Origin of the sequence: Microbacterium sp. NPDC091662 (assembly GCF_044756705.1) — a bacterium.
Lineage (GTDB): Bacteria > Actinomycetota > Actinomycetes > Actinomycetales > Microbacteriaceae > Microbacterium.
Window position 1 is genome coordinate 527,406 of the sequence record NZ_JBIVTM010000001.1, and the last position, 22,161, is coordinate 549,566.

The 22,161-nt window shown below is 67.6% G+C and carries 23 protein-coding genes and 1 tRNA gene; 11 read left to right on the forward strand and 13 right to left on the reverse strand.

Annotated elements, in window-relative coordinates:
- Positions 1–85 precede the first annotated feature (85 nt).
- The gene (locus ACIQLD_RS02585) at positions 86–691 is read left to right on the forward strand and encodes a TetR/AcrR family transcriptional regulator (protein ID WP_402604653.1); all 606 of its coding nucleotides are present in this window, start codon (positions 86–88) and stop codon (positions 689–691) included.
- Here the strand turns inward: ACIQLD_RS02585 and ACIQLD_RS02590 are convergent.
- Genes ACIQLD_RS02590 through pdhA form a run of 3 tightly spaced genes read right to left on the reverse strand, consistent with a single transcriptional unit; the run spans position 684 to position 4,185 of the window.
- Positions 684–2,060, reverse strand: a complete 1,377-nt coding sequence (locus ACIQLD_RS02590) for a dihydrolipoamide acetyltransferase family protein (protein ID WP_402604655.1) — start codon at positions 2,058–2,060, stop codon at positions 684–686. The genes ACIQLD_RS02585 and ACIQLD_RS02590 overlap by 8 nt on opposite strands.
- Positions 2,057–3,067 (reverse strand): alpha-ketoacid dehydrogenase subunit beta, encoded by a 1,011-nt coding sequence (locus ACIQLD_RS02595; protein ID WP_402604658.1) that lies wholly within the window; start codon positions 3,065–3,067, stop codon positions 2,057–2,059. Before ACIQLD_RS02595 ends, ACIQLD_RS02590 begins: the two co-directional genes overlap by 4 nt.
- Positions 3,064–4,185: a pyruvate dehydrogenase (acetyl-transferring) E1 component subunit alpha gene (gene pdhA, locus ACIQLD_RS02600; protein ID WP_402604660.1), complete on the reverse strand. Its 1,122-nt coding sequence runs from the start codon at positions 4,183–4,185 to the stop codon at positions 3,064–3,066. Before pdhA ends, ACIQLD_RS02595 begins: the two co-directional genes overlap by 4 nt.
- A 171-nt stretch (positions 4,186–4,356) precedes the next feature.
- Between pdhA and ACIQLD_RS02605 the strand changes: the two genes are divergently transcribed.
- Positions 4,357–4,830 (forward strand): Lrp/AsnC family transcriptional regulator, encoded by a 474-nt coding sequence (locus ACIQLD_RS02605; RefSeq protein WP_028501915.1) that lies wholly within the window; start codon positions 4,357–4,359, stop codon positions 4,828–4,830.
- Here ACIQLD_RS02605 and ACIQLD_RS02610 read toward each other — a convergent pair.
- Positions 4,802–5,701: an alpha/beta fold hydrolase gene (locus ACIQLD_RS02610; protein WP_402604662.1), complete on the reverse strand. Its 900-nt coding sequence runs from the start codon at positions 5,699–5,701 to the stop codon at positions 4,802–4,804. The two genes, ACIQLD_RS02605 and ACIQLD_RS02610, sit on opposite strands and share 29 nt — an antisense overlap.
- 258 nt (positions 5,702–5,959) lie before the next feature.
- On the opposite strand from ACIQLD_RS02610, the gene ACIQLD_RS02615 reads away from it, so the two are divergent.
- The 3 genes from ACIQLD_RS02615 to ACIQLD_RS02625 all read left to right on the forward strand — a co-directional run bounded on the left by ACIQLD_RS02615 (position 5,960) and on the right by ACIQLD_RS02625 (position 7,367).
- Entirely contained in the window at positions 5,960–6,151 is a 192-nt protein-coding gene (locus ACIQLD_RS02615; RefSeq protein ID WP_402604664.1) for a hypothetical protein, read from the forward strand.
- A gap of 78 nt (positions 6,152–6,229) precedes the next feature.
- On the forward strand, positions 6,230–6,874 hold the full coding sequence (locus tag ACIQLD_RS02620) for a helix-turn-helix transcriptional regulator (RefSeq protein ID WP_402604667.1): 645 nt from the start codon (positions 6,230–6,232) through the stop codon (positions 6,872–6,874).
- Positions 6,875–7,049: 175 nt separating this feature from the next.
- Positions 7,050–7,367 (forward strand): hypothetical protein, encoded by a 318-nt coding sequence (locus tag ACIQLD_RS02625; RefSeq protein ID WP_402604669.1) that lies wholly within the window; start codon positions 7,050–7,052, stop codon positions 7,365–7,367.
- Between the two features lie 44 nt (positions 7,368–7,411).
- Here ACIQLD_RS02625 and ACIQLD_RS02630 read toward each other — a convergent pair whose 3' ends face one another.
- On the reverse strand, positions 7,412–7,672 hold the full coding sequence (locus ACIQLD_RS02630; protein WP_021200531.1) for a DUF6458 family protein: 261 nt from the start codon (positions 7,670–7,672) through the stop codon (positions 7,412–7,414).
- A 115-nt stretch (positions 7,673–7,787) separates the two neighbouring features.
- A complete protein-coding gene (locus ACIQLD_RS02635) occupies positions 7,788–9,032 on the reverse strand; it encodes a globin domain-containing protein (RefSeq protein ID WP_402604671.1) in 1,245 nt (414 codons plus the stop codon).
- Positions 9,033–9,060: 28 nt separating this feature from the next.
- Here ACIQLD_RS02635 and ACIQLD_RS02640 point away from each other — a divergent pair, with 28 nt between their 5' ends.
- The gene (locus tag ACIQLD_RS02640; protein WP_402608478.1) at positions 9,061–9,771 is read left to right on the forward strand and encodes a helix-turn-helix domain-containing protein; all 711 of its coding nucleotides are present in this window, start codon (positions 9,061–9,063) and stop codon (positions 9,769–9,771) included.
- Here ACIQLD_RS02640 and ACIQLD_RS02645 read toward each other — a convergent pair.
- Positions 9,769–9,842 (reverse strand) — tRNA-Ile (locus tag ACIQLD_RS02645). The two genes, ACIQLD_RS02640 and ACIQLD_RS02645, sit on opposite strands and share 3 nt — an antisense overlap.
- Before the next feature lie 30 nt (positions 9,843–9,872).
- Positions 9,873–10,409, reverse strand: a complete 537-nt coding sequence (locus ACIQLD_RS02650) for a gamma carbonic anhydrase family protein (protein ID WP_402604673.1) — start codon at positions 10,407–10,409, stop codon at positions 9,873–9,875.
- A gap of 130 nt (positions 10,410–10,539) precedes the next feature.
- Here ACIQLD_RS02650 and ACIQLD_RS02655 point away from each other — a divergent pair, with 130 nt between their 5' ends.
- Positions 10,540–11,025, forward strand: a complete 486-nt coding sequence (locus ACIQLD_RS02655) for a Dps family protein (RefSeq protein WP_402604675.1) — start codon at positions 10,540–10,542, stop codon at positions 11,023–11,025.
- Between the two features lie 69 nt (positions 11,026–11,094).
- Here ACIQLD_RS02655 and ACIQLD_RS02660 read toward each other — a convergent pair whose 3' ends face one another.
- The 5 genes from ACIQLD_RS02660 to ACIQLD_RS02680 are packed head-to-tail and all read right to left on the reverse strand — an operon-like array spanning position 11,095 to position 15,982.
- Complete coding sequence (locus tag ACIQLD_RS02660; protein ID WP_402604677.1) at positions 11,095–12,591, reverse strand: amidohydrolase; 1,497 nt, start codon at positions 12,589–12,591, stop codon at positions 11,095–11,097.
- Positions 12,588–13,232, reverse strand: a complete 645-nt coding sequence (locus ACIQLD_RS02665; RefSeq protein ID WP_402604679.1) for an FMN-binding negative transcriptional regulator — start codon at positions 13,230–13,232, stop codon at positions 12,588–12,590. Before ACIQLD_RS02665 ends, ACIQLD_RS02660 begins: the two co-directional genes overlap by 4 nt.
- A 41-nt stretch (positions 13,233–13,273) precedes the next feature.
- Positions 13,274–14,272: an Fpg/Nei family DNA glycosylase gene (locus ACIQLD_RS02670; RefSeq protein ID WP_402604681.1), complete on the reverse strand. Its 999-nt coding sequence runs from the start codon at positions 14,270–14,272 to the stop codon at positions 13,274–13,276.
- A 1-nt stretch (position 14,273) separates the two neighbouring features.
- Positions 14,274–14,759 (reverse strand): ribose-5-phosphate isomerase, encoded by a 486-nt coding sequence (locus ACIQLD_RS02675; RefSeq protein ID WP_402604683.1) that lies wholly within the window; start codon positions 14,757–14,759, stop codon positions 14,274–14,276.
- A 38-nt stretch (positions 14,760–14,797) separates the two neighbouring features.
- Positions 14,798–15,982: a ferrochelatase gene (locus ACIQLD_RS02680; protein WP_402604685.1), complete on the reverse strand. Its 1,185-nt coding sequence runs from the start codon at positions 15,980–15,982 to the stop codon at positions 14,798–14,800.
- Positions 15,983–16,161: 179 nt separating this feature from the next.
- On the opposite strand from ACIQLD_RS02680, the gene pepN reads away from it, so the two are divergent.
- The 4 genes from pepN (at position 16,162) to ACIQLD_RS02700 (ending at position 22,043) form a co-directional block, all read left to right on the forward strand.
- Positions 16,162–18,714, forward strand: a complete 2,553-nt coding sequence (gene pepN / locus ACIQLD_RS02685) for an aminopeptidase N (protein ID WP_402604687.1) — start codon at positions 16,162–16,164, stop codon at positions 18,712–18,714.
- Positions 18,715–18,862: 148 nt separating this feature from the next.
- Positions 18,863–19,936 carry a mechanosensitive ion channel family protein gene (locus tag ACIQLD_RS02690; RefSeq protein WP_402604689.1) on the forward strand — a complete coding sequence of 358 codons (1,074 nt, stop codon included), beginning with the start codon at positions 18,863–18,865 and terminating at the stop codon, positions 19,934–19,936.
- Positions 19,933–20,382, forward strand: coding sequence for a globin (locus ACIQLD_RS02695; RefSeq protein ID WP_021200519.1), 450 nt, complete (start codon positions 19,933–19,935; stop codon positions 20,380–20,382). Before ACIQLD_RS02690 ends, ACIQLD_RS02695 begins: the two co-directional genes overlap by 4 nt.
- The gene (locus ACIQLD_RS02700; RefSeq protein WP_402604691.1) at positions 20,379–22,043 is read left to right on the forward strand and encodes an FAD-binding dehydrogenase; all 1,665 of its coding nucleotides are present in this window, start codon (positions 20,379–20,381) and stop codon (positions 22,041–22,043) included. The genes ACIQLD_RS02695 and ACIQLD_RS02700 overlap by 4 nt, the downstream gene beginning before the upstream one ends.
- The last annotated feature ends 118 nt before the right edge of the window (positions 22,044–22,161 follow it).

A 22,161-nucleotide genomic window follows, 5' to 3' on the forward strand; every position in this document is an offset into this window, starting at 1 on the left:
CGCGAGGGCGAACCCTGGCGCGGTGCATGCACTTTCGGTTAGTGTTCACTAACCCGTTGATTCAGGTTAGCGAGGATTAACTGAGATGACAAGCCCGGTCACCGCCCGAGACCGTGCCAAGGCTGAGCGGTCGGATGCGATCCTGCACGCTGCCGCGCGGCTCTTCGCCGCGCGCGGTTACAGCGGCGTGAGTCTGGAGGACATCGGGGCTGCCGTCGGCGTGTCCGGACCGGCCGTCTACCGTCACTTCGCCGGCAAGCAGGCACTGCTCGGAGCGGTGCTCGTCAAGGTGAGCCAGGATCTGATCCGCGGTGGACGGCAGGTCTCCGAGGAATCACCGACCCCCGATGAGCGGATGCGCGCGCTGATCGGCTTCCATGTCGAGTTCGCGCTGGGCAATGCCGAGGTCATCCAGGTGCAGGATCGCGATGTCGCGTTCCTCTCCGAGGGTGATCGCGCCGAGGTCCGCCGCCTCCAGCGCGCATACATCGAGCTGTGGATGGCGGCCCTGTCGCCCTTGCACGTGAAGCCGGGCGGCGCCGATCAGGACGAGCTGCGATTGCGGGTACAGGCGTGCTTCGGCCTGATCAACTCGACCCCGCACAGCACACGCGCCGCCGCCAGACGGCATTCCGCCACCGCGACCGTGCTGGTCGCGATGGCGGATGCAGCATTGCGTGCGACTACCTGAGCAGCATCGCGCGCCCGGGCTCTTCGAGGATGTCGGCGACGTCCTTGAGGAATCTCGCCCCCTCGGCGCCGTCGACCAGTCGGTGATCGAACGAGAGGCTGAGCGTCATCATCTGCCGCAGGGCGATCTCGCCGTGGTGCTCCCACGGCTGACGACGCACCGCTCCGACAGCCAGGATCCCCGACTGCCCAGGAGGCAGGATGGGAGTGCCGGCGTCGACGCCGAAGACGCCGATGTTCGAGATCGAGAACGTGCCGCCCGCGAGCTCCGCCGGCGAGGTCTTCCCCGAACGGGCCACCTCGGCCAGCGACTTCACGGCGTCTGCGAGACCGATCAGGGTCAACCGCTCCGCATCACGGATCATCGGGACGATGAGACCCCGGTCCGTCGCGGCGGCGATCCCCAGGTCGACGTAGTTGTGCTGGACGATCTCGCCGGCCGCCTCGTCCCAGCGCGAATTGAGCCCGGGAGTGCGTCCGAGAGCGAGGCAGACGGCCTTCGCGACCACCGCGAGCGGACCGATCCGATGCGCGTCGAGCGCGCGATCATCGCGAAGACTCGACAGCAGGTCCATCGTCGCGGTCACGTCGACGGTGTGGAAGACCGTGACATGGGGTGCCGTGAAGGCGCTCTGCACCATCGCCGCTGCCGTGTGCTTGCGGACGCCGCGGATGGGGATGCGGGTCTCCCGCTCGGCGTCGGTGAGCGCTGACGCGTTCGACGGGGTGGGCGTCGACAAGGCGGAAATCGGCAGTTCCGGAACATCGTCGGCAGGTGCCGCTCGGCCGCCGATCCGTTCCGCGTACGCATCGACGTCGCTGCGGGTGATGACTCGATCCCCCACCTCGGCAGCGACCAGCACGAGGTCGATGCCGAGACGCTTGGCGTGAGCGCGCACCGGCGGGGTGGAGCGCGGGCGCTCGATCACCGCATCCACGGCTGCCGATGGGGTGGCGTCGTGCGGTGCGGCCTCGAGAACTGCAGTGTCGACCGGCGCAGGTGTTCCTCCGATGCGCCGCGCCCGTCGCGCAGGCCGGCCTGCGGCCGTGGGGGCTGCGCCGTAGCCGACGAGGTTCGGCTGTGCCTTCTCGTCGGATTCCGACGTGGGAGTGGGTGCATCGTCGCTCTCCCCCACCACGTCGAAGGCGATCAGCGGCGCGCCGACGGCGACCGTCTGGCCGGCCTCGGCGTGCAGCGTGGACACCGTGCCCTCGTACGGCGACGGCAGCTCGACGACCGCTTTGGCCGTCTCGACCTCGGCGAGCGTCTGGTTGAGCGTGACGGCGTCACCAGGGGCGACGAGCCAGGTGACCACCTCGGCTTCGGTCAGTCCCTCTCCGAGGTCCGGAAGGCGGAACTCCGCGATCATGCTTCTGCTCCCGTCAGACTGTTCGGTCGGTCCAGCACCCGGTCGACGGCGTCGAGCAGCCGATCGAGATCGGGCAGGTGATACTTCTCGAGCTTTGCGGGCGGGTACGGGATGTCGTGTCCGGTGACGCGCAACGGCGCGGACTCGAGGTATTCGAAGCAGCGCTCCGTGATGCTCGCGATCACCTCTGCCGCGACGCCGGCCTCACGAGAGGCCTCGTGCGCGACGACCACGCGACCGGTCTTGCGCACCGACGCGGCGACCGAGTCGTAGTCCACGGGAGAGAGTGAGCGCAGATCGATGACCTCCAGGGCGATGCCCTCGTCTTCGGCGGCGTCTGCTGCCTGGAGCGCGGTGGCCACCATCGCCCCGTAGGTGATGAGCGTCGCATCGGTCCCGGCGCGCACGACGCGGGCCAACCCCATCGGCGGCGCATCGGCGAGCGGGGCCTCCAGGTCGACCTCCCCCTTGTGGTGGTAGAGCCGCTTCGGCTCGAAGAAGATCACCGGGTCGTCCGAGGCGATCGCCTGCCGGAGGCTGCGATACGCGTCCTCCGGGTTCGACACCGCGATCACTCGGAGCCCCGCCGTGTGCACGAAGTAGGCCTCGGGCGACTCCGAGTGGTGCTCGGCGGCGCCGATGCCGCCCGCCCACGGGATCCGGATGGTGATCGGCATCTTCACACGGCCCTGCGTGCGGTAGTGCAGCTTCGCGACCTGGGCGACGATCTGGTCGAACGCGGGATACACGAAGCCGTCGAACTGGATCTCGACCACGGGGCGATAGCCGCGGAAGGCGAGCCCGACGGCCATCCCGACGATGCCGGACTCCGCAAGGGGCGTGTCGATCACGCGAGCGGCTCCGAACTCGTCGAGCAGGCCGTCCGTGATGCGGAAGACGCCGCCGAGCTTGCCGATATCCTCTCCGAGGAGCACGACCTTGTCGTCATCGCGCATCGCCTGTCGCAGGCTCGCGCCGAGCGCCTTTCCGAGGGTCAGTTCGGTCATGCGCCGGCCTCGCCCTCGAAGGATGCGAGGTACGCAGCGTACTCACCGCGCTGACGCTCGAGCCCGGTGTGCGGTTCGGCGTAGACGCCGTCGAAGACCGCGAGGGCCGGACGCGTCACCATGCCCAGGCACGCGGCGCGCATCTCTTTTGCCACCTCGTCTGCTGCCGACTGGTTCTCGGCGAGGTGCTCGTCGGTCAGCTCTCCCGTCGCGCGCAGGTAGGCTTCCAGCCGTGCGATCGGGTCGCGGCGACGCCAGGATTCGAGTTCGTCCTGGTCGCGGTAGCGCGTCGGGTCATCGGCCGTGGTGTGCGGGCCCATGCGATACGTGACAGCCTCGATGTAAGCGGGCCCCTTGCCCGAACGCGCGTGATCGAGCGCCCAGCGCATGGCGGCCATGCATGCGAGCACATCGTTCCCGTCGACACGGACACTCGGGATGCCGAAGCCCGGCGCCCGACCGGCGATCGGATACTGCGACTGCACGGCGACCGGCTCCGAGATCGCCCAGTGGTTGTTCTGGCAGACGAAGACGACCGGGGCTTGGTACGAGGCGGCGAAGATCATCGCCTCGTTGACGTCGCCCTGACTGGTGGCACCGTCGCCGAAGTACGTCACCGCGACCTCGTCGGCCCCGTCGTGCTGGATGCCCAGCGCATACCCGACCGCGTGCAGGGTCTGCGCACCGATGATGATCTGCAGGGGTGCGACTCCGAGCGTGGCCGGATCGTACGCGGCGCCCTCTTCTCCGCGCCACATGCGCACATAGTCGCCGGGCTGTGCACCGCGCGCGTAGATCACCCCGGTCTCGCGGTAGCTCGGGAACACGTAGTCCTCGGGCGCGATGGCGCGGGCGGTGCCGATCTGCGTCGCCTCCTGCCCCTGACACGGGGCCCACAGACCGAGCTGGCCCTGTCGCTGGAGAGCGACGCCTTCGGTGTCGATCCGGCGGAGGATGATCATGTCCCTGAGCAGTGCGCGCAGCTGTGCGGCGTCGACGTCGGCGACGAAGGGATCCAGCCGAGGGTTCGCGATGCGACTCCCGTCCGGGTTCAGGATGCGCTCCGAGAGCTCCAGATCCTGGGCGGTGTCTGCGATGGGGGTGATCTGCGGTGACATCGTCGTCCTCCTCGTCCTCGGCGGCCCTCATGAGGCTCCGCGCACTGATGCCGGCGTCATCACCGGCATGGTCTGAGAGTACGTCTGCTCAACACCTCGCTCAAGCATTCTGAGACGGCTTGAGCATGTTGCTCAATTTGCGTCGGAGCGACCCTGCTAGGGTTTGGCACTATGCCAGGACTGGACCGCATCGATCTCGAGCTTCTCGCCGCACTCGCCGACGACCCCAGGACCACCATCGTCGCGCTGGCGGAGAACCTGGGCCTGTCCCGCAACACGATCCAGGCGCGGATGGCGCGCCTGGAGCAGAGTGGGATCTTCCTGTCTTACGAGAGATCGTTCTCGCCCGACGTGCTCGGATTCCCGTTGCAGGCATTCGTGAGCATCGGCGTCCGTCAGACCGAGCTTCCCCGCATCATCAACGAGCTCGCTCGGATTCCCGAAGTCGTGCAGGCGCATGGGCTCAGTGGATCGATCGATCTGCTCGCACGTGTCGCCTGTCGAGACGCACGTCACCTCTTCGACACCGACGCGCGCATCCTGTCGATCGAAGGCGTGGAACGCACCGAGACCTCACTCGCCATGGGCGAGGTGATCCCGTTCCGTGTGGCGGGGCTCATCGGCCTCGCGCGACGGGAATCCTGAGGAAGCGCCGGATGGCGCCGGCGGCCTCCGCCGGCGTCTCGTAGTGGATCAGATGCCCGACGTGGGCGATCTCGACCAATCCCGCGTCCGGGAAGAGCGTCGCGAGCTTGCGTTCGGCTTCGATCGGCGTGATGTCGTCGCGTTCGGCAGCTACCAGCAGCGTCGGAACGTCGATATCGGGCGCGAACTCGCGGACGTCGTGCGAGACGCTCGCGACGAACGCATCGCGGAGCACGTCGCGATCGGAGAACCGGGAGAAGTAGGTGTCGTGCTGGTCGTGGATGAACCGGCGGAGGTCGGGATCCTTCGTTTTGGCCATCGTGATGCTCATGACGCGGACGATGATGCGATTGCGCAGCAGTGCGGTTCCGAGTCTCTCCGGCAGCCGGGCGCCCAGGGCGTAGTAGAACACGGCCAGGCGCGTCATGAGCCCCTTGGGGCCCTCGAGCGCGGGCGCTCCGATGGGGTTCAGGAGGATCAGGCGTGGAGTCCGCAATCCGCGCGCCACTGCCGCAGCCGTCACGATCGATCCGAATGAGTGGCCGAGGATGACAGCACCGGGTGAGACTTCGGCGGCGAAGTCGGTGAGCCATCCGGCGTACTCGTCGAGATCGTGGCGGCGCCCGGGCAGCGGACCCGACTCGCCGAAGCCAGGGAGGTCGGGCGCGATCACTCGCACCTCGGGCAGGTATGCGAGCACCGGTTCGAGGCCGTGGTGCTCACCGCGGAACCCATGCACCGCGATGACGGTGGTCTCGGCATCATCAGGACCGTACGCCCAGTACGCCGTGCTCGCCCCGCGCACCTCGACCTCATGACGTTGCACGGGCAGACGACGAAGACGCTCCGCATACGGAGAAGGCACGGTCATGCTCCGAGTCTACGAGTCGCCGTGAGCCTTCTCCTGAACGTCCGCGGCCGAGCTCGCCGAGTACTCCGTGAGCATCGGTCGGCTCGACCCCGAAGAGGTACTCGACGGAGCCGGCCGGTGCGGGCTGCCGGCTCCGTACCGGACTGACGACGTCATCGGATGCGAAGCCGCTGCGCCGCTCGGAACAGGTGTCGTGGGATACGCTCCAGATGGTGCGCCTTCGAGTGGGATCAGGGCGCGAGGCACAAGGAGCAGCCCATGCAGTTCACGTCCGTCGATCTCGAACGGGTCGAGTCCACATGGCAGCAGTTCGTCCCCTCGTCCTCACTCAGGAACGCGGATCCGCGGAGTTTCCGCTTCGACTGGCGATCCGAGGAACTCGAGACGGCGTCGCTGATCGACTACCGTCTCGCGGCGCAGGTGCACTCACGAGCCGAGCCGCAGGAGTAGCTCCTCGTGTGCCGCGTCGACGCACCGGACGCGCGGGTGTGGTCTGGACGCGATTCCCTGGACGCGGAATCCGTGTGGATGTCGGACGGCACCGAGGTGGAAGCGAAGTGGGACCGAGCGGCACGCGTGCGAGCCGTCGTGTTCGATCATCACTCCGCGCAGCGGCGGGCGCAGCAGATCACCGGCGACGATCGACGCGAACTCCGCACCACGGGACTCGTGCCGCACTCCGCCACGGACTCTCAGCGCTGGGAACGGATGTTCGCATACCTCGATCGGTCTCTCGCTGACGAGGGCACCGAACCCTTGATCCTCGCCGAACTCGAACGCCATGCATTGACGGTCACGCTCGCCGCCTTTCCGACGACGTTCACCGAATCGCTGCGTCGTCCGGCGCAGCGTGCCGGTGCTCCCGCGACTGTTCGCCGAGCGCTCGCCTATATCGACGCGAATGCGCATCTCGCCATCACGATCGACGATGTCGCCGCCGCGTCCTTCATCTCCACGCGGGGGCTGCAGTATGCATTCCGGCGCGCTCTGGACATCACGCCCGCCGATGCCGTGCGTCGGGCACGGCTCGACGGCGCCCATCGCGATCTCCGCGCCGGCGATGGCCGGTCCGTGGGCGAGATCGCTCGGCGGTGGGGGTTCAGCAATTCCTCCCGCTTCGTTGCGGCGTACCGTGAGGCTTACGGGGCTACCCCCCACCTGCCCCCTCTCTGACAGGGAACGAAGACTCTGTTCGCATCGTGCGGCGGGTCGAGCCTCCGTGCCGATCGCCGGAGCCTTCCTTGGCTAGAGTTCGACTACCCCCGGACCGCCTTCTCGGTCCTTCGAGCATGCCGTCGAGGAGAACCATGGTCCCTACCCCGCACACCGCCGAATCGTGCCTCTGCTGATGGGCAGTCTCTATTACGGCGACGCGAAGACTCCCATTCACATCGACGACCGTGCCCTGGCACATCTGAAGGTGGTCGTCGCCACCAAGCTGCGACGGAATGAGAGCTTCACGCTCTCCTGGCGACACCCCGAAGGCGATGCGCCAGGGCGCTCGACGCTGTGGTTGCACCCCTCGATCCCGCTGCGGTTCGTGTTCCAGGATGCGCAGACGCCCGAGCTGAGCAGGAGATGGATCGAAGAACTCGCGCACTCCGCGAGCTCGAGCGGTGGTATCACGCTCGTCGAGGAACATCTCGAGAGTGTCACCGCCGGCTGACGGCGCCCGTCACCCTCCGAGCTGGACGCCGTCAGCGGCTGGGCTCACACCGCTTCGTCGCCGCTGGTGCTCACGGAGCGACGAGTCGTCGGCTCTCCGGTGGCGGGATCGACGAAGGTGCGCGACACCGTCTCGGTGCGACGCCGACGTGCGAGCAGCACGATGCCGATGAGGAAGACGACGACGCCGGCCCCCATCAGGATGTAGCCGACCATGTCGAGGTCGACCCAGGGAACGTCGACGTTGATCGCGAAGACGAGGATCGCCCCGATCACGAAGAGCGCGATTCCGCTGCCGATGCTCATGGTGCCTCCCGTTCTGCGGCGCGGTGCCGCACATCGAAAGCATGGCGTGGCGCGGTACCGCCGAGGAGGGGCTTGACATCCGCGCGGCCGTGCCCCTCTCCCGGTGCCGGCGACCTCAGGCGGCGTCGGACGCGGGCTGCTGCAGCCAGAGATCGGGACCGAACACCTCGTAGGCGATCCGCTCAGCGGGCACTCCTCGACGCAGGAGCGTCGCTCTCGCGTTCCGCATGAACTCGAGTGGCCCGCACATGAACACGACCGCGTCGTCCGGCAGCTCGACGTCGGTCAGATCCATCCGCCCAGGGAGTGCGGGATGCAGGGTCGGGGCCACGTCGGCGTCGGTCGCGTACCAGTTCTGCGCCTTGGCATCGTCCATCGCGAGCACCTGACGACGAAGTGATGGATACAGCGCGTGCGTGTCGTGGGCGCGGTCCGCATGGAAGAGCCGAACGGTACGCCCCGGGGAACGTCGTGACAGGTCTTCGACGATCGCGGCTATGGGAGTGATGCCGATCCCGGCCGACACCAGGACGAGAGGGTGCTCCGCATCGTCGAGCACGACGTCCCCCGCGGGTTGCGACACGTCGAGCACGGAGCCGGGATGGGCGTGTTCGTGCAACCACGTCGAGACCTGGCCATCGGGAAAGTCTCCCTCGCCGCGCACCCGCTTGACCGTCACACGCAACGAATCGCCGCGCGGCCCGGAGGAGATCGTGTACTGGCGCGGCTGACGGGATCCGTCGGGCAGATCCACGGCGATGGCGACATACTGCCCGGTACGGTGCGAGGCGACCTCTCCCTCGACGGGCGAGAGAAGTAGGGAGATGACGTCGTCGGACTCCACCACGCGCTCCACGACGCGGTGTGGGCGCCACGGCCGGTCGGGGTCCGTGCCGCCTTGCGCGTAGAGCTTCGCCTCCTCCGCGATCAGCGAACAGCCGAAGAGCCAGTACACCTCGTCCCAGGCGGCCCTGACCGCGGAGGTGACGGCATCGCCCAGCACCGTCTGCACGGCGTCGAGGAGGTGGTGCCCGACGATCGTGTACTGGCGTGCCTGGATGCCCAGGGAGACATGCTTGTGCGCGATCCGACGCATGACCGGCGTGAAGTCGGGGGCGTCGGGGTCGATGAGATGGACCGCGAAGGCGACCACCGAAGCGGCCAGTGCCTTGGGCTGCTCCCCTATCGCCTGGTTTGCGCGATTGAACACATGAAGCAGCTCCGGATGTGCGGCGAACATCTCGCGGTAGAACAGCGTCGTGATCTCGTCCGCGTGCTGTGCGACGACCCCGGCGGTCGTCCGTACGACCGCCTCGGACTCGGGTGAGAGTTTCATGATTTCCCTTCTCTTCTGCGTCATGGTTCTCCCACCCTTTCCTGCAGTGGCGATGCATGCTCCTTCTTCCACCGGGTTTTTTCCGGTCGAAAGGAGCCCGGGACTCTTCGGGTCCGCCTATCCTCGCCACATGCCCCGCCGTGCCCACGACTTCCGAGGACTCACCCAGCCGCGTCGTCTCCGGCTGCTCCACTCCATTCAGCAGACGCCGGGGCATCGTGCCGGTGCGCTCGCTGAGGAGACCGGTATTCCGCTCAACACCGTCCGTGATCACCTGCGCGTGCTGGAGGACGAGGGGCTGATCCACAGCGAAACCGTGATCACGGGCGGCCCGGGGCGTCCGCCCGTGGTGTTCCATCCCGTTCGCGACGTGGCATCGAACTCCGTCGCCCGCACGCGCGTCGACGGGGCGAGCGAGCGGGGGCGGATGCTCCGAGCCGTGACGGACGATGCCCGGACTGCGCTTGAGGAGGACGCCCTGCGTCAAGTCGACGTCCTCTACGAACACCTCGACGACGCCGGTCTGGACCCCGTCGTCGATGAATCGGCAATGCGCTTCGACCTGGCACCGTGCCGCTATCAGGGGCTGTTGGCGGAAGATCAGGCGCTGGTCTGCGACGTTCACGCCCAGCTCGTCCGGGATGTGCTCCGGCTCAGCGACGGCCCGCTCGAGATGCAGCGGTTGGATCCGTTCGTCTCCCCGCGGCAATGCCGGCTGATGCTCGGGCTGAGGAGAACGGGAGCGGTTGTGGGTGAGCAGTAGGGCGGGTCGGACTTGAACCGACGATCGTTGGGTTATGAGCCCACTGCCTTAACCAGCTTGGCCACCGCCCCGTACGCCTCCCAGCCTAGCGGCCGGGGCCGTCAGGCCGAGGTAGCCGACGAGTGCGTCTGCGAGTGCCCCAGATAGATGTCGGCGTTGGCGATGAGTCCCGCGCGCTCCTCTTCACTGAGTGCCCGACGCACTTTCGCCGGAACGCCGGCGACGAGGGAACCAGCCGGCACCTCCGTTCCGCCGAGCACGACGGCTCCTCCGGCGATGAGGCAGCTCGCGCCGATCACAGCGCCGCTGAGGATCACCGATCCCATCCCGATGAGCGTGCCGTCGCCGATCGTGCAGCCGTGGACGACGGCGTTGTGTCCCACCGACACCTTCGCGCCGATCACGACCGGGTGTCCCGCGTCCACATGGACCGAGACGTTGTCCTGCACGTTCGAGCCGGGTCCGATGACGATCTCCGCCGAGTCGCCTCGAAGAACGGCGTTGTACCAGACGCTGGAGCCGGCGGCGAGGGACACGTCCCCGACGATGCGTGCGCCGTCCGCGACGAAAGCTGTCGCGTCGATCGACGGCGTGCTGTTCGGCAGTGCGAGGACGGAGGCTCCTGGCGCGATGCTCATGAGGCGAGACTACCCTCACTTCCGCGGAATCACGCGGAAGTGAGCCGAGCCTCAGCTTGCTTGCGGAATGTCTGAGGCTGAGTAGCGTTGTCTTCATCAGATACGAGAACCCGTTCCGGAGGAGCACAAGATGAGCAAGGCACAGACCGTTTCCACCACCGCCATCGACCCGACCGTGGCTGCAGGGGCGGCCCAGTTCCTCTCCCCTGTCGTCCTCGGCCTCCAGGCACTGACGATCAACGGCAAGCAGGCGCACTGGCACGTCCGCGGCGCCAACTTCATCGGCGTCCACGAGCTGCTCGACACGATCGTCGCCCATGCCGGCGACTTCGCAGACACCGCCGCAGAGCGGATCGTCGCCCTTGGTCTTCCGATCGATGCTCGCGTGAGCGCCGTCGCCGAAAAGGCGGGTTCCACCTCCGTCTCGGCCGGCTTCGCCCAGTCCGATGAGCTGATCCGCGCTGTCATCTCCGACATCGACGCGATCCTCGTCGACGTCAAGGCGGCCGTCGAAGGCCTCGACGAGGTCGACCTCACCAGCCAGGACGTCGCGATCGAGATCCAGCGCGGCCTCGAGAAGGACCGCTGGTTCCTCGTCTCGCACATCGCCGCCTGATCCGATCGACCTCGGAAGGGGCGGTCCTCGGTTCTCCGAGGGCCGCCCCTTCGCTGTGTCGTCGGAGCATCACACGCTGTGCGTGACGTATCCCGCCAGCAGCGTGGAGCGGACGGACATGGTTCGCAACCCTTCTCCCGTCGCGGTGCGAGGATCCGCGGCGCAGAGGACGATGTCGGCGGGCTCGCCCGGGCGGAGCGACGAACGAACGCTCGCCTCGAGCGCCTGGTCGACGGTGATCCGTTCTTCGGGGTGCCAGGGAGTCCGTTCGTCGTCGGTGCGCGACACCGCTGCCGAGATCGCGTGCCAGGGGTCGAGCTCGGCGACGGGTGCGTCGGAGCCGAAACGCAACTGCACGCCGGCGTCGCGCAACGATGCCAGGGGGTAGCCGATCGCGGTCTGCTCCGCCCAATGGCGGTCCACCAGGTCACGGTCGTCTACCGCGTGCTGCGGTTGGACGCTGGCGATCACCCCGAGGCGCGCGAACCGCGCGAGATCGGTGTGCCGCACGAGCTGCACGTGCTCGATCGATCCGACGGCGCCCGTGGCGGTGAAGGCGTCGAGCGCCGACGTGATCGCCCTGTCGCCGATCGCATGCACAGCCACACCCAGGCCTGCACCCGTCGCACGGGTCAAGAGCGCGACGAGCTCGTCCGAAGGCACCGTGAGCATTCCGAAATTGGCGGGGTCACCGGGGTACGAGTGCGAGCAGGCGGCCGTTCGGGTGCCCAGGGAACCGTCGGTGATGATCTTCAGTGGTCCCACGTGCACCAGCCCGCGGCCGGGCCTCGGGACGTCTTCTTCCTCACGCAGTTCTCCCGTGCGCAAACCGGCACCGATCGCGCGGTCGAGGTCGAAGGGATACATCGCGAACTCGACACGGTGCGAGGCGAAACCGGCCTGGACCCGCCGGGGCCAGGCTTCCGCGCTCCACGCCATGTCGAAGTCGACGAGGCCGGTGACGCCGCGCGCGGCAGCCTGCTCGCCGGCGCGCATCATCGCGCGGTCGCCGTGGGCGGCGTCGACCGCGTTGAGGCGCCGCGAGATCTCGAAGGCGTCTGTCTCGCGGAGCACACCGTCGTCGCTCCGGAACCCTTCGCGAGCGAGAGCGGCGGTGTTGAGCCAGACACTGTGGACGTCGGCGTTGATGAGGTAGGTCGGGATGTCGGCGGTCGCCGCGTCCAGCAGGGCGAGCGACGGTCGATCCGACCACAGGGCGTCGCGGAAGCCGGTGCCGACACGACGTCCGTCGGGCAGCGGAGCCACACCGCTCATCGCCGCGGCGGCAGCGGCGGCGGATTCCGCGTGACCGAGCGGTGCCCTTTCCGATGCCAGAGCCCATTGCACCGTGTGCACGTGATTGTCCCAGAGCCCCGGAACGGCCCACGCACCGTCACCGTCGATGACCTCGCCCCGCGCCGGCAATGCACCGGTCGGCGCGATGTCGGCGATGCGCCCATCGGCGATGAAGATGTCCACGGGCTCGTCATCCATCAGGAACTCGCGCCCCGGACCTGCGATCCGCACGGCCGTGATGGTGTCGATCGCCGCTCCGCTTTCGGTCACTGCTGTCGTCCTCCTCGGCGCGCGTCCTGCGCACGCCGCATCTCCGCGGCGAGAGCCGGGTTCGAGTATGGCCCGTCGGTCGACAGAGCGGCGATCACCGTCTCGATCGTCTCGGGTGGCTTGTTCTGGCTGAGCTTCCTCTTGGCGACGACGCGGGTCGGCGTCAGCCGGAAGCCGACCGTCCCTGTTGCGAGGCGTTCGACGTAGGCGTCGTCATTCGGGCGCTCCCACATCTGTCGCGGCTCGGGCATGCGGGACTCGAAGCGTGCCACGAGCTGATCGAGCACACGGAGGTTGTCCTCTGCCGTCAGGATCTCGGGCACGCCGGCCAGATGCACCGCAATGTAGTTCCATGTCGGTACGGCGGGGACATCGCCGTACCAGCCCGGCGAGACGTACCCATGCGGCCCCTGGAAGACCACGAGCAGCTCGCGCTGCCCCAGTCCGTGTAGGAGGTCGTCGGGACGGCCGACGTGTCCGACGACGGTGAGGTCGTCGCGCGATTCGTCGAGCAGCACGGCGTAGTGGGAGGCGACGAGTCCCTCATCGCCGGCACTCATGATCGTCGCCCACGGATTCGCCTCGATCACGCGGCGGATCTCGGTCACGTCGGCCAGCGTGAAGCTGGGATTCTGTCGCATTCGATCAGCCTAGGATGCGGATGCCGCTGTCGGGGGCGTGATCACGCCTGGCAACGAGGACACCAGTAGAGCTTGCGCGCGCCGATCTCTTCGAGAGCGATCTCCGTCCCGCAGATGCGGCACGGCAGACCTGCGCGGTGGTACACCCAGTGACGGTCGTCCCGGTTGGCCATCGCCGCCCGATAGTCCGCGCCGGTGAGACCGTCCATCGTCATCATCTGCCCGGTCTCGACGCCGACGGCGAGAAGCCGCACCCAGTCGTGCCAGAGCGCGCGCACGGTGTCTTCCGGGACATCCCGGCCGGGGGTGTGCGGGTTCAGGCGCTGCCGGAACAGCATCTCCGCGCGATACACGTTCCCGATGCCGCTGACGACCGACTGGTCCATCAGCAGCAGAGCGATGACCGTCGGCTTCTTCCGCACCGCCCGCACGAACCGCTCCTCGTTCTCGACCGGATCGCCGACCAGGGGGTCCGGTCCGAGCTTGGCGACGGTCGCGAGCATCTCTTCGGGGGTCTGCAGCACGCAGGCTGTCGGTCCCCTGAGGTCAGCCGCGGTGATGTCGGTCATCAGACGCAGACGCACCTGGCCGACGACGGGTGGAGGCCACTGCGTGCCTTCGTCGGCCAGCCCTTTCGTCTGCTCCGACATGCGCACATGCACCCGCGTACGCCGAGGCGCTCCGATCGACGCCAGAGAGTTCTCCCCTGCCTCATCGAGGATCGGCTCATCGAGGACGGTACCTCGCTGGTTGGTCTGGCCCATCCGCCCGTTCGCCGAGGCGATCGTCGGGTCGACGATGATCTCGCCCGCGAAGTCCCAGGCCCCGTACAGTCCGAGGTGCACGCGGAGCCACAGATCGCCCTCGGTCTCGAGGAACATCTGCTTGCCGACGGCCTGCACGCTCACTGCCGCGCGCCCATCGAGGACCGTCGCGCCTTCGGCGAACCGCCCCTGCGGGCTGGAGGCGCTCAGCGTCTTGCCGACGAAGTTGCGGTCGAACTGGCGAGCGATCCGGTGGACGGAATGACCCTCGGGCATCTCAGGCCCGAGGGTCCGGAAGAAGAGAGCCGTCGCGTTCGAAGTCCGCGATCTGGCCGATTCGCCGCACGTGCCGTTCGTCGCCGGAGAACGGCGTCTCGATGAAGCGGTCGATGAACGAGGTGACCTCGTCGTACGTGTGCTGACGCGCGCCGATGGAGATGACGTTGGCGTCGTTGTGCTCACGGGCCAGTTCGGCCGTCGAGAGGTTCCAGACGAGCGCCGCACGAACACCTTCGACCTTGTTCGCAGCGATCTGTTCGCCGTTGCCGGATCCGCCGAAGACCACACCGAGCGCTTCGACACCTGCCCGCTGGTCGGCGATGACCGCCTGAGCGGCTCGGATGCAGAACGCGGGGTAGTCGTCCACCGCGTCGTATTCGATCGGCCCGTGATCGACGACGTCGTGTCCGGAGTCGCGCAGGTGTCCCTGCAGCTGCGTGGAGAAGTCGAGTCCCGCGTGGTCGGTGGCGATGTGGATGCGCATGACTCCCATCCTAGAAGTGCGCGCCTTTCACCGAGAGGTCACGGAGCGACACCGGCCGCGGCAGGCTTGAAGCCCGCGCGGATGTTCTCGCAGCACCCGGGGCGACAGACATCGAATCCCCCGGGAAGGGAGGTGACATGCGCGCGCTCCTCGTTGGGGCGGCCCTGGAGACGTTCCTCGATCAGGTCGACGATGCCCGTCACGAACGCCGGCGACACGCCAGGGGTGGGGGTGCGCGTGAAGGAGAGACCTGCTTCTTCTGCCGCCTCGGCCGCCTCGGTGTCGAGATCCCACAGGACCTCCATGTGGTCGCTCATGAACCCCACGGGGACCACGGCGACCGCCTTGCGCCCGCGACCGGGCAGTTCGCCGATCACGTCGCACACATCGGGTTCGAGCCACGGCTGCGAGGCGGGGCCGGAACGGGACTGATAGACGAGCTCCCAGGACACATCGGCTGCCGCGGGCACCGTTTGGCGCACACGATCCATCACCCAGGCGGCGACGGCAAGGTGCTGCGCAGCATACGCGCCGCCCTCACCCCAATCGATGTCCCGTGCGCCGGAACGCTCGGCATCGGCGGTCGGGATGCTGTGGGTCGAGAAGAGGATCTGGATGTCGGTCGCCGCGATGCCCTCGGCGAGGAAGCCTTCGACAGCCTCCCGCACACCCGTCTCGAAGGCCTCGACGAATCCGGGGTGGTCGTAGAAGGGGCGGATCTTGTCGATCGTCACGGTGTCGCCCAGGCCCGTCTCCTCGAGGATGCGCGCGAAGTCCTCGCGGTACTGGCGGCAGCTGGAGAACGAGCTGTAGGCGCTGGTGGCGAAGGCCAGGAGCGTGTTGTGACCGTTGGCCGATGCCTCGGTCACGACTTCTTCCAGGTACGGGGCCCAGTTGCGGTTTCCCCAGTAGACGGGGAGCGTGATGCCACGTTCGGTCAGGGCGCTCTCCAGCGCCTGCTTGAGCACGCGGTTCTGCCCGTTGATCGGGCTCACCCCTCCGAAGTGTCGGTAGTGGTGCGCGACCTCTTCGAGCCTTTCGTCGGGGATTCCCCGCCCGCGCGTCACGTTCCGGAGGAACGGGATCACGTCTTCCTGACCCTCCGGACCGCCGAATCCGGCGAGAAGGATCGCGTCGTAGGCCACGGGCGTGGTCACGAAGGGGGCACCGCCGGAGGCAGCAGGCGAGGCAAAGGGAACGACATTCGGCTCGATCGCAGTCACCCCTCCATCCTCGCACTTCGACGGAGTGCGGGCGTGCGCGCAATGACCGTTTCAATCCGTTTCCCTCCCCTCATCGATGCGAGAAGGCATCCGCCGCACTGGCGTAGGCTGTCAGGGTTGCCGTCGGCGCCAACTGCGCCCAGCCCCGGTGACATCCCCTCACCCCTGGGAGTACAGCTGTGCCTGGAGAGAACCTCACCCGTATCGAAGCGCAAGAGCGCCGCGACGTCATCGACACTCAGTCCTATGAAGTCGCCCTCGATCTGACCAAGGGCGCCGAAGTGTTCGGCTCCCGCAGCGTTGTGCGCTTCACCGCGACGCCCGAGGGCTTCACCTTCATCGACCTCATCGCCCGGGACGTGCGGGAGATCTCCCTGAACGGCGAGCAGCTCGACCCGAACGAGGTCTTCGCCGACTCACGCATCGCGCTCACCGGCTTGCAGGCCGAGAACGTTCTCGTCGTGGACGCGGATTGCGAGTACACCAACACCGGAGAGGGCCTGCACCGCTTCGTCGATCCCGTCGACGGCGAGGTCTACCTGTATTCCCAGTTCGAGGTACCTGACTCGCGTCGCGTGTTCGCGGTCTTCGAGCAGCCCGACCTCAAGGCGACGTTCCAGTTCACCGTGACGGCACCGGCCGCATGGAAGGTCGTCTCCAACTCCCCCACGCCCGAGCCCATCGTGCATGACGACGACGTCACCGCAACCTGGGGCTTCGAGCCGACCCCGCGGATCTCGTCGTACATCACGGCCCTCGTCGCCGGTCCGTACGAGTCGACCTTCTCGGAGCTGACGAGCGCCTCCGGACGCGTCGTCCCGCTGGGCGTGTACGGCCGCAAGAGCCTGTGGCAGCACCTCGACGCCGACTACATCTTCGACAAGACGCGCGAAGGGTTCGCCTACTTCGAGTCGAAGTTCGGCGTTCCTTACCCGTTCGCCAAGTACGACCAGCTCTTCGTGCCGGAGTTCAACGCCGGCGCCATGGAGAACGCGGGAGCCGTCACGTTCACCGAGACCTACGTCTTCCGCAGCAAGGTGACAGACGCGGTCAAGGAGCGACGCGTCGTCACGATCCTGCACGAGCTCGCCCACATGTGGTTCGGTGACCTCGTCACCATGAAGTGGTGGAACGACCTCTGGCTGAACGAGTCGTTCGCCGAGTGGGCGTCGACCATCGCCACCGCCGAGGCCACCGAGTGGACCGAGGCGTGGACGACGTTCAACGCCATGGAGAAGACCTGGGCCTACCGACAGGACCAGCTTCCCTCCACCCACCCGATCGTGGCCGAGATCAACGACCTCGAAGACGTGCAGGTGAACTTCGACGGCATCACCTACGCCAAGGGCGGCTCCGTCCTGAAGCAGCTGGCCGCCTGGGTCGGCATCGAGGCGTTCTTCGCCGGCGTGTCGCAGTACTTCCAGAAGCACTCCTGGGGCAACACCGAGCTGAGCGATCTGCTCTCGGAGCTCGAGGCCACCAGCGGTCGCGACCTGAGCACGTGGTCCAAGAAGTGGCTCGAGACCGCCGGCGTGAACACGCTGGAGCCCGTCATCGCCGAGGACCACGACGGGAAGATCTCGCGCTTCGCGATCACGCAGACCGCGCCGGCGGACTACCCGACGATCCGGCCGCACCGGCTCGGAATCGGCTTCTACACGCTGACCGACGGTTCGCTCACGCGCACTCATTACGTCGAGGTCGACGTCGACGGCGACCGCACCGAGGTACCGGAGCTGCAGGGGCTCGCCCGCCCCGACCTGGTGCTGCTCAACGACAACGACCTCGCCTACGCGAAGATCCGCCTCGACGAGAAGTCGCTTGCCACCGCGATCGCCCACCTCGCCGACATCCACGATCCGCTCGCCCGCTCGCTCGTCTGGGGCGCCGCATGGGATCAGACGCGCGATGCCGAAACCGGCGCGTCGGAGTACATCGACCTCGTGCTGGGCAACATCAGCCGAGAGACCGAGTCGACGACGGTTCGCACCACGCTCGCCCAGCTGCGCACCGCGGCGACGCTGTACGTCACGCCGGCCGACCGCGAAGCCGCGCGGCTGAAGATCGCCGACGGCCTGTGGAGCCTCGCGGAGTCCGCCGAGCCGGGCAGCGACAGCCAGCTGCAGTTCGTCACCGCCTTCGCCAACGCGCTGGTCACCCCCGAGCACGCCGGCATCGTCGGTCGTCTGCGCTCCGGCGAGGACACCCTGCCCGGGCTGGAGATCGATGCCGACCTGAACTGGCAGCTCCTTGTGGGCCTCTCCACGATCGGCGCGACGGATGCCGCGACGATCGATGCCGCTCTCGCCGCGGACAACACCGCCAAGGGCGGGGAGTTCGCCGCGCAGGCACGCGCATCCCTGCCGGACTCGGCTTCCAAGAAGGCGGCCTGGGCAGCACTCATCGAGCGCGATGACGCCCCGAACACGATCGTCCGCTCGGCGGCGCTGGGCTTCACGCACCCGGCCGGAACCGCGGTGCTGGGCGAATTCGTCCCCGCGTACTTCGACATGCTGCTCCCCGTCTGGGAGTCGCGCACCTACCAGATCGCGCAGTACCTGATCGTCGGACTCTTCCCGACGGCACTGGCCGACATCGCCCTGCGCGATGCGACCCGTGGCTGGCTCGCTGCCCACCAGGACGCTGCGCCGGCACTGCGCCGACTCGTGCTCGAGAACCTGGCCGACGTGGAGCGGGCGCTGGCCGCGCAGGCGCGCGACGCCGAGGACTGAGCCCGGAGAACACCCGAAACGGAGACCATCTGCCTCGCCCGGGGCGTGTCCACACCACGACATGCCACAGCTGAGGCAGATGGTCTCCGTTTTCGTGCACCACCTCCACCCAGCCCGCACAGAGGCCCGATCGCTAGGATCGGGGGTGATGATGATCCCCTTCACGACAGACACTCCGCCTGAACCCGTGCCGCTGCCCGACTGGGTGATGGCGCTGCTCGCCTGGCTCGGAAGTATCGGCATGAGTGCCCTGACTGTGGCGCTCATCATCGCCAGCTGCATCGTGATCGGGCTCATCCTCCGCCTGGTCATCCGGCGCGTCGTGCATCGCATCGTCGACAGCGCCAAGAACAAGGCATCCGTCGACGACACGCAGGCGCTCGAGCGCTCACCGCTCGCCGACATGCGGCTGGTGCAGCGCACCCGCACTCTCGGGACGATCCTGCAGAACATCGTCAACGTGATGCTGGTCGTGATCGCGATCGTCCTCATCGTCAACGCTCTGAATCCGACACTCCTCGGTTCCTTGACCCTCCTGACTGCGGCCGTCGGTGCCGGCCTTGGTTTCGGCGCCCAGAACATCGTCAAAGATGTGCTCAACGGCATGTTCATCGTCGCCGAGGACCAGATCGGGATCGGCGATGTGGTCGACCTCGGTCTCGCGAGCGGCGTGGTCGAGTACGTCAGCGTGCGCATCACGCAGGTACGCGACGTCAACGGGACCCTCTGGTACGTGCGCAACGGCGAGGTCACCCGCATCGGCAACATGTCGCAGGGATGGGCGCGCTCCATCATCGACATCGGGGTGCCGGCCGACTCCGATCTCGAACAGGTCGAGCACATCATGCTCGAGACCGCCCAGGGTCTGTCGAAAGACCCGAAGTGGCGCACACGCATCATCGAGAAGCCGGAGTTGTGGGGGCTCGAGTCCATCGACGGCGACGCGCTCGTCGTGCGCATCGTCATCAAAGCCCGCGCCAACGCGAAGGACGACGTCGCCCAGGAATTGCGTCGCCGTCTGCGGGCCGCGCTCCTCGAGAAGGAGATCGGCGTACCCCGGATGGTCGATGTGGTGCCGACGGGGCTCGACGGCGCGCGCCGGGTGCGCGGCGCCAACCCGCCCAGGACCCGTCCGAACGCGGTCACCGGCGTGCCGATCATCCCCGACCGCGGGATCTGGCGCCGCAAGAAGCCGAATGATGACGGGAGCAGCCAGAAGTGACGTTCTACGACGAGATCGGTGGGCACGAGACGTTCCGGAAGATCGTCTCGGTGTTCTATCGCGAGGTCGCACTCGACCCGGTGATGAAGCCGATGTACCCCGAAGAGGATCTGGGCCCGGCGGAGGACCGGCTCCGGATGTTCCTCGAGCAGTACTGGGGAGGGCCAACGACCTATGGCGAGACGCGAGGGCATCCTCGACTCCGCATGCGTCACATGCCTTTCCACATCGACGCGGACGCGCGCGATCGTTGGCTTCGTCACATGAGGACCGCAGTGGACGAGGCACAGTTGTCTCCTCTGCACGAAACGACGCTGTGGGACTACCTGGAGCGCGCCGCCTATGCCATGGTGAACACACTCGAGCCTTCCGGCATCGGCGCCGGCCCCGGCGGCCGCCCCACGCTCGAAACCCGCTCACGTCAGGAATCAACGGAGAACTCATGACGACAACGCCCCTGTCCACAGACGTCCTGGTGATCGGATGGGGGTTGGCCGGTCTCGTGGCCGCTGCGGAGGCGCTCGATGGCGGTCGACGCGTGATCGTCGTCGACCAGGAGCCACGCACCAACCTCGGCGGACAGGCATGGTGGTCCTTCGGTGGCCTCTTCTTCATCGACTCCCCCGAGCAGCGGCGCTTCGGCATCAGGGACTCCCTCGAACTCGCAACCCAGGACTGGTTCGGCAATGCCGGCTTCGATCGACAGGAAGACGAATGGCCTCGTCGTTGGGCCGAGGCATACCTGCAGTTCGCTGCCGGTGAGAAGCGCGCGTGGCTGCGAGAGCGCGGCGTCGGCTTCTTCCCCGTCGTGGGTTGGGCGGAGCGCGGCGGGTACGGGGCCATCGGTCCCGGCAACTCCGTCCCCCGCTTCCACATCACGTGGGGCACCGGTCCGGGAATCGTGGCACCGTTCGCAGCGGCCGTCGAGCAGGGTGAACGGGAGGGACGACTCACGGTCCTCCCCCGCCACCGCGTCACGGAACTGCTCGTCACCGACGGGACGGTCACGGGGGCGCGCGGCAGCATCCTCGCGACGAGCGGATCGGAGCGCGGTGAGCTGTCCTCCCGCGAGGTCATCGGCGAGTTCCAGATCACTGCGACGGCGACGATCGTCTCGTCGGGCGGGATCGGCGGCAACCACGACCTCGTGCGCTCGGCCTGGCCCGCGCGCCTCGGAACCGCGCCGGAGCACATGCTCACCGGCGTGCCGGCCTACGTCGACGGGTCGATGCACGGAGTCAGCGAGGCCGCGGGTGCCCGACTGATCAACGGCGACCGGATGTGGCACTACGTCGAGGGCATCACGAACTGGGACCCGGTATGGCCGTCACACGGCATCCGCATCCTCCCCGGCCCCTCCTCGCTCTGGCTCGATGCGACCGGCAAAAGGCTCCCCGTGCCCCTGTTCCCTGGATTCGACACTCTCGGCACGCTGGAGCATCTGCGTACGACCGGTCACGACCATTCGTGGTTCGTCACGTCGCGCCAGATCGTCGAGAAGGAGTTCGCGCTCTCGGGGAGCGAGCAGAATCCCGATCTCACCGGCAAGGACGTCGGGCTCCTGGTGAAGTCGCGCCTCGCCAAGGGACCCACCGGGCCGGTGCAGTCGTTCCTCGACGAGGGCGAGGACTTCATCGTGGAGAACGACCTGGAGACGCTGCTCGAACAGATGCAGCGACACCCGGGCGGCGAGCTCCTCGACATCGACAACGTCCGGCGCGAGGTGATCGCCCGCGATCGCGAGATGGAGAACGACTTCACGAAGGACGCGCAGATCGGGATGCTCCGATCGATGCGCAGCTACCGTGGCGACAGACTGATCCGCACCGCTGCACCGCACCGTCTCCAGGACCCCGCGGCCGGACCACTCGTCGCAGTGAAGCTGCACGTGCTCACGCGGAAGTCCCTCGGCGGAATCAACACCGACCTCGAAGGCCGCGCTCTGAACGCGGCCGGAGAGCCGATCCCCGGACTCTACGCCGCGGGCGAGGCGAGCGGCTTCGGCGGCGGCGGCGTGCACGGGTACCGAGCGCTGGAAGGCACGTTCCTCGGCGGGTGCCTGTTCTCCGGTCGCACGGCGGGGCGCGCCGCTGCTCTCTCGGGCTGAGTCGCCGTCCGAGAACGTCGGTTCCTGCTTTCCCTGTGACGGCGTTCCGGGCATCCCCCGTGCCTGTTCGGGCTAACCCGAAGAGATGTGCTCCTCACTCGAATCGCATCGTGTTCGT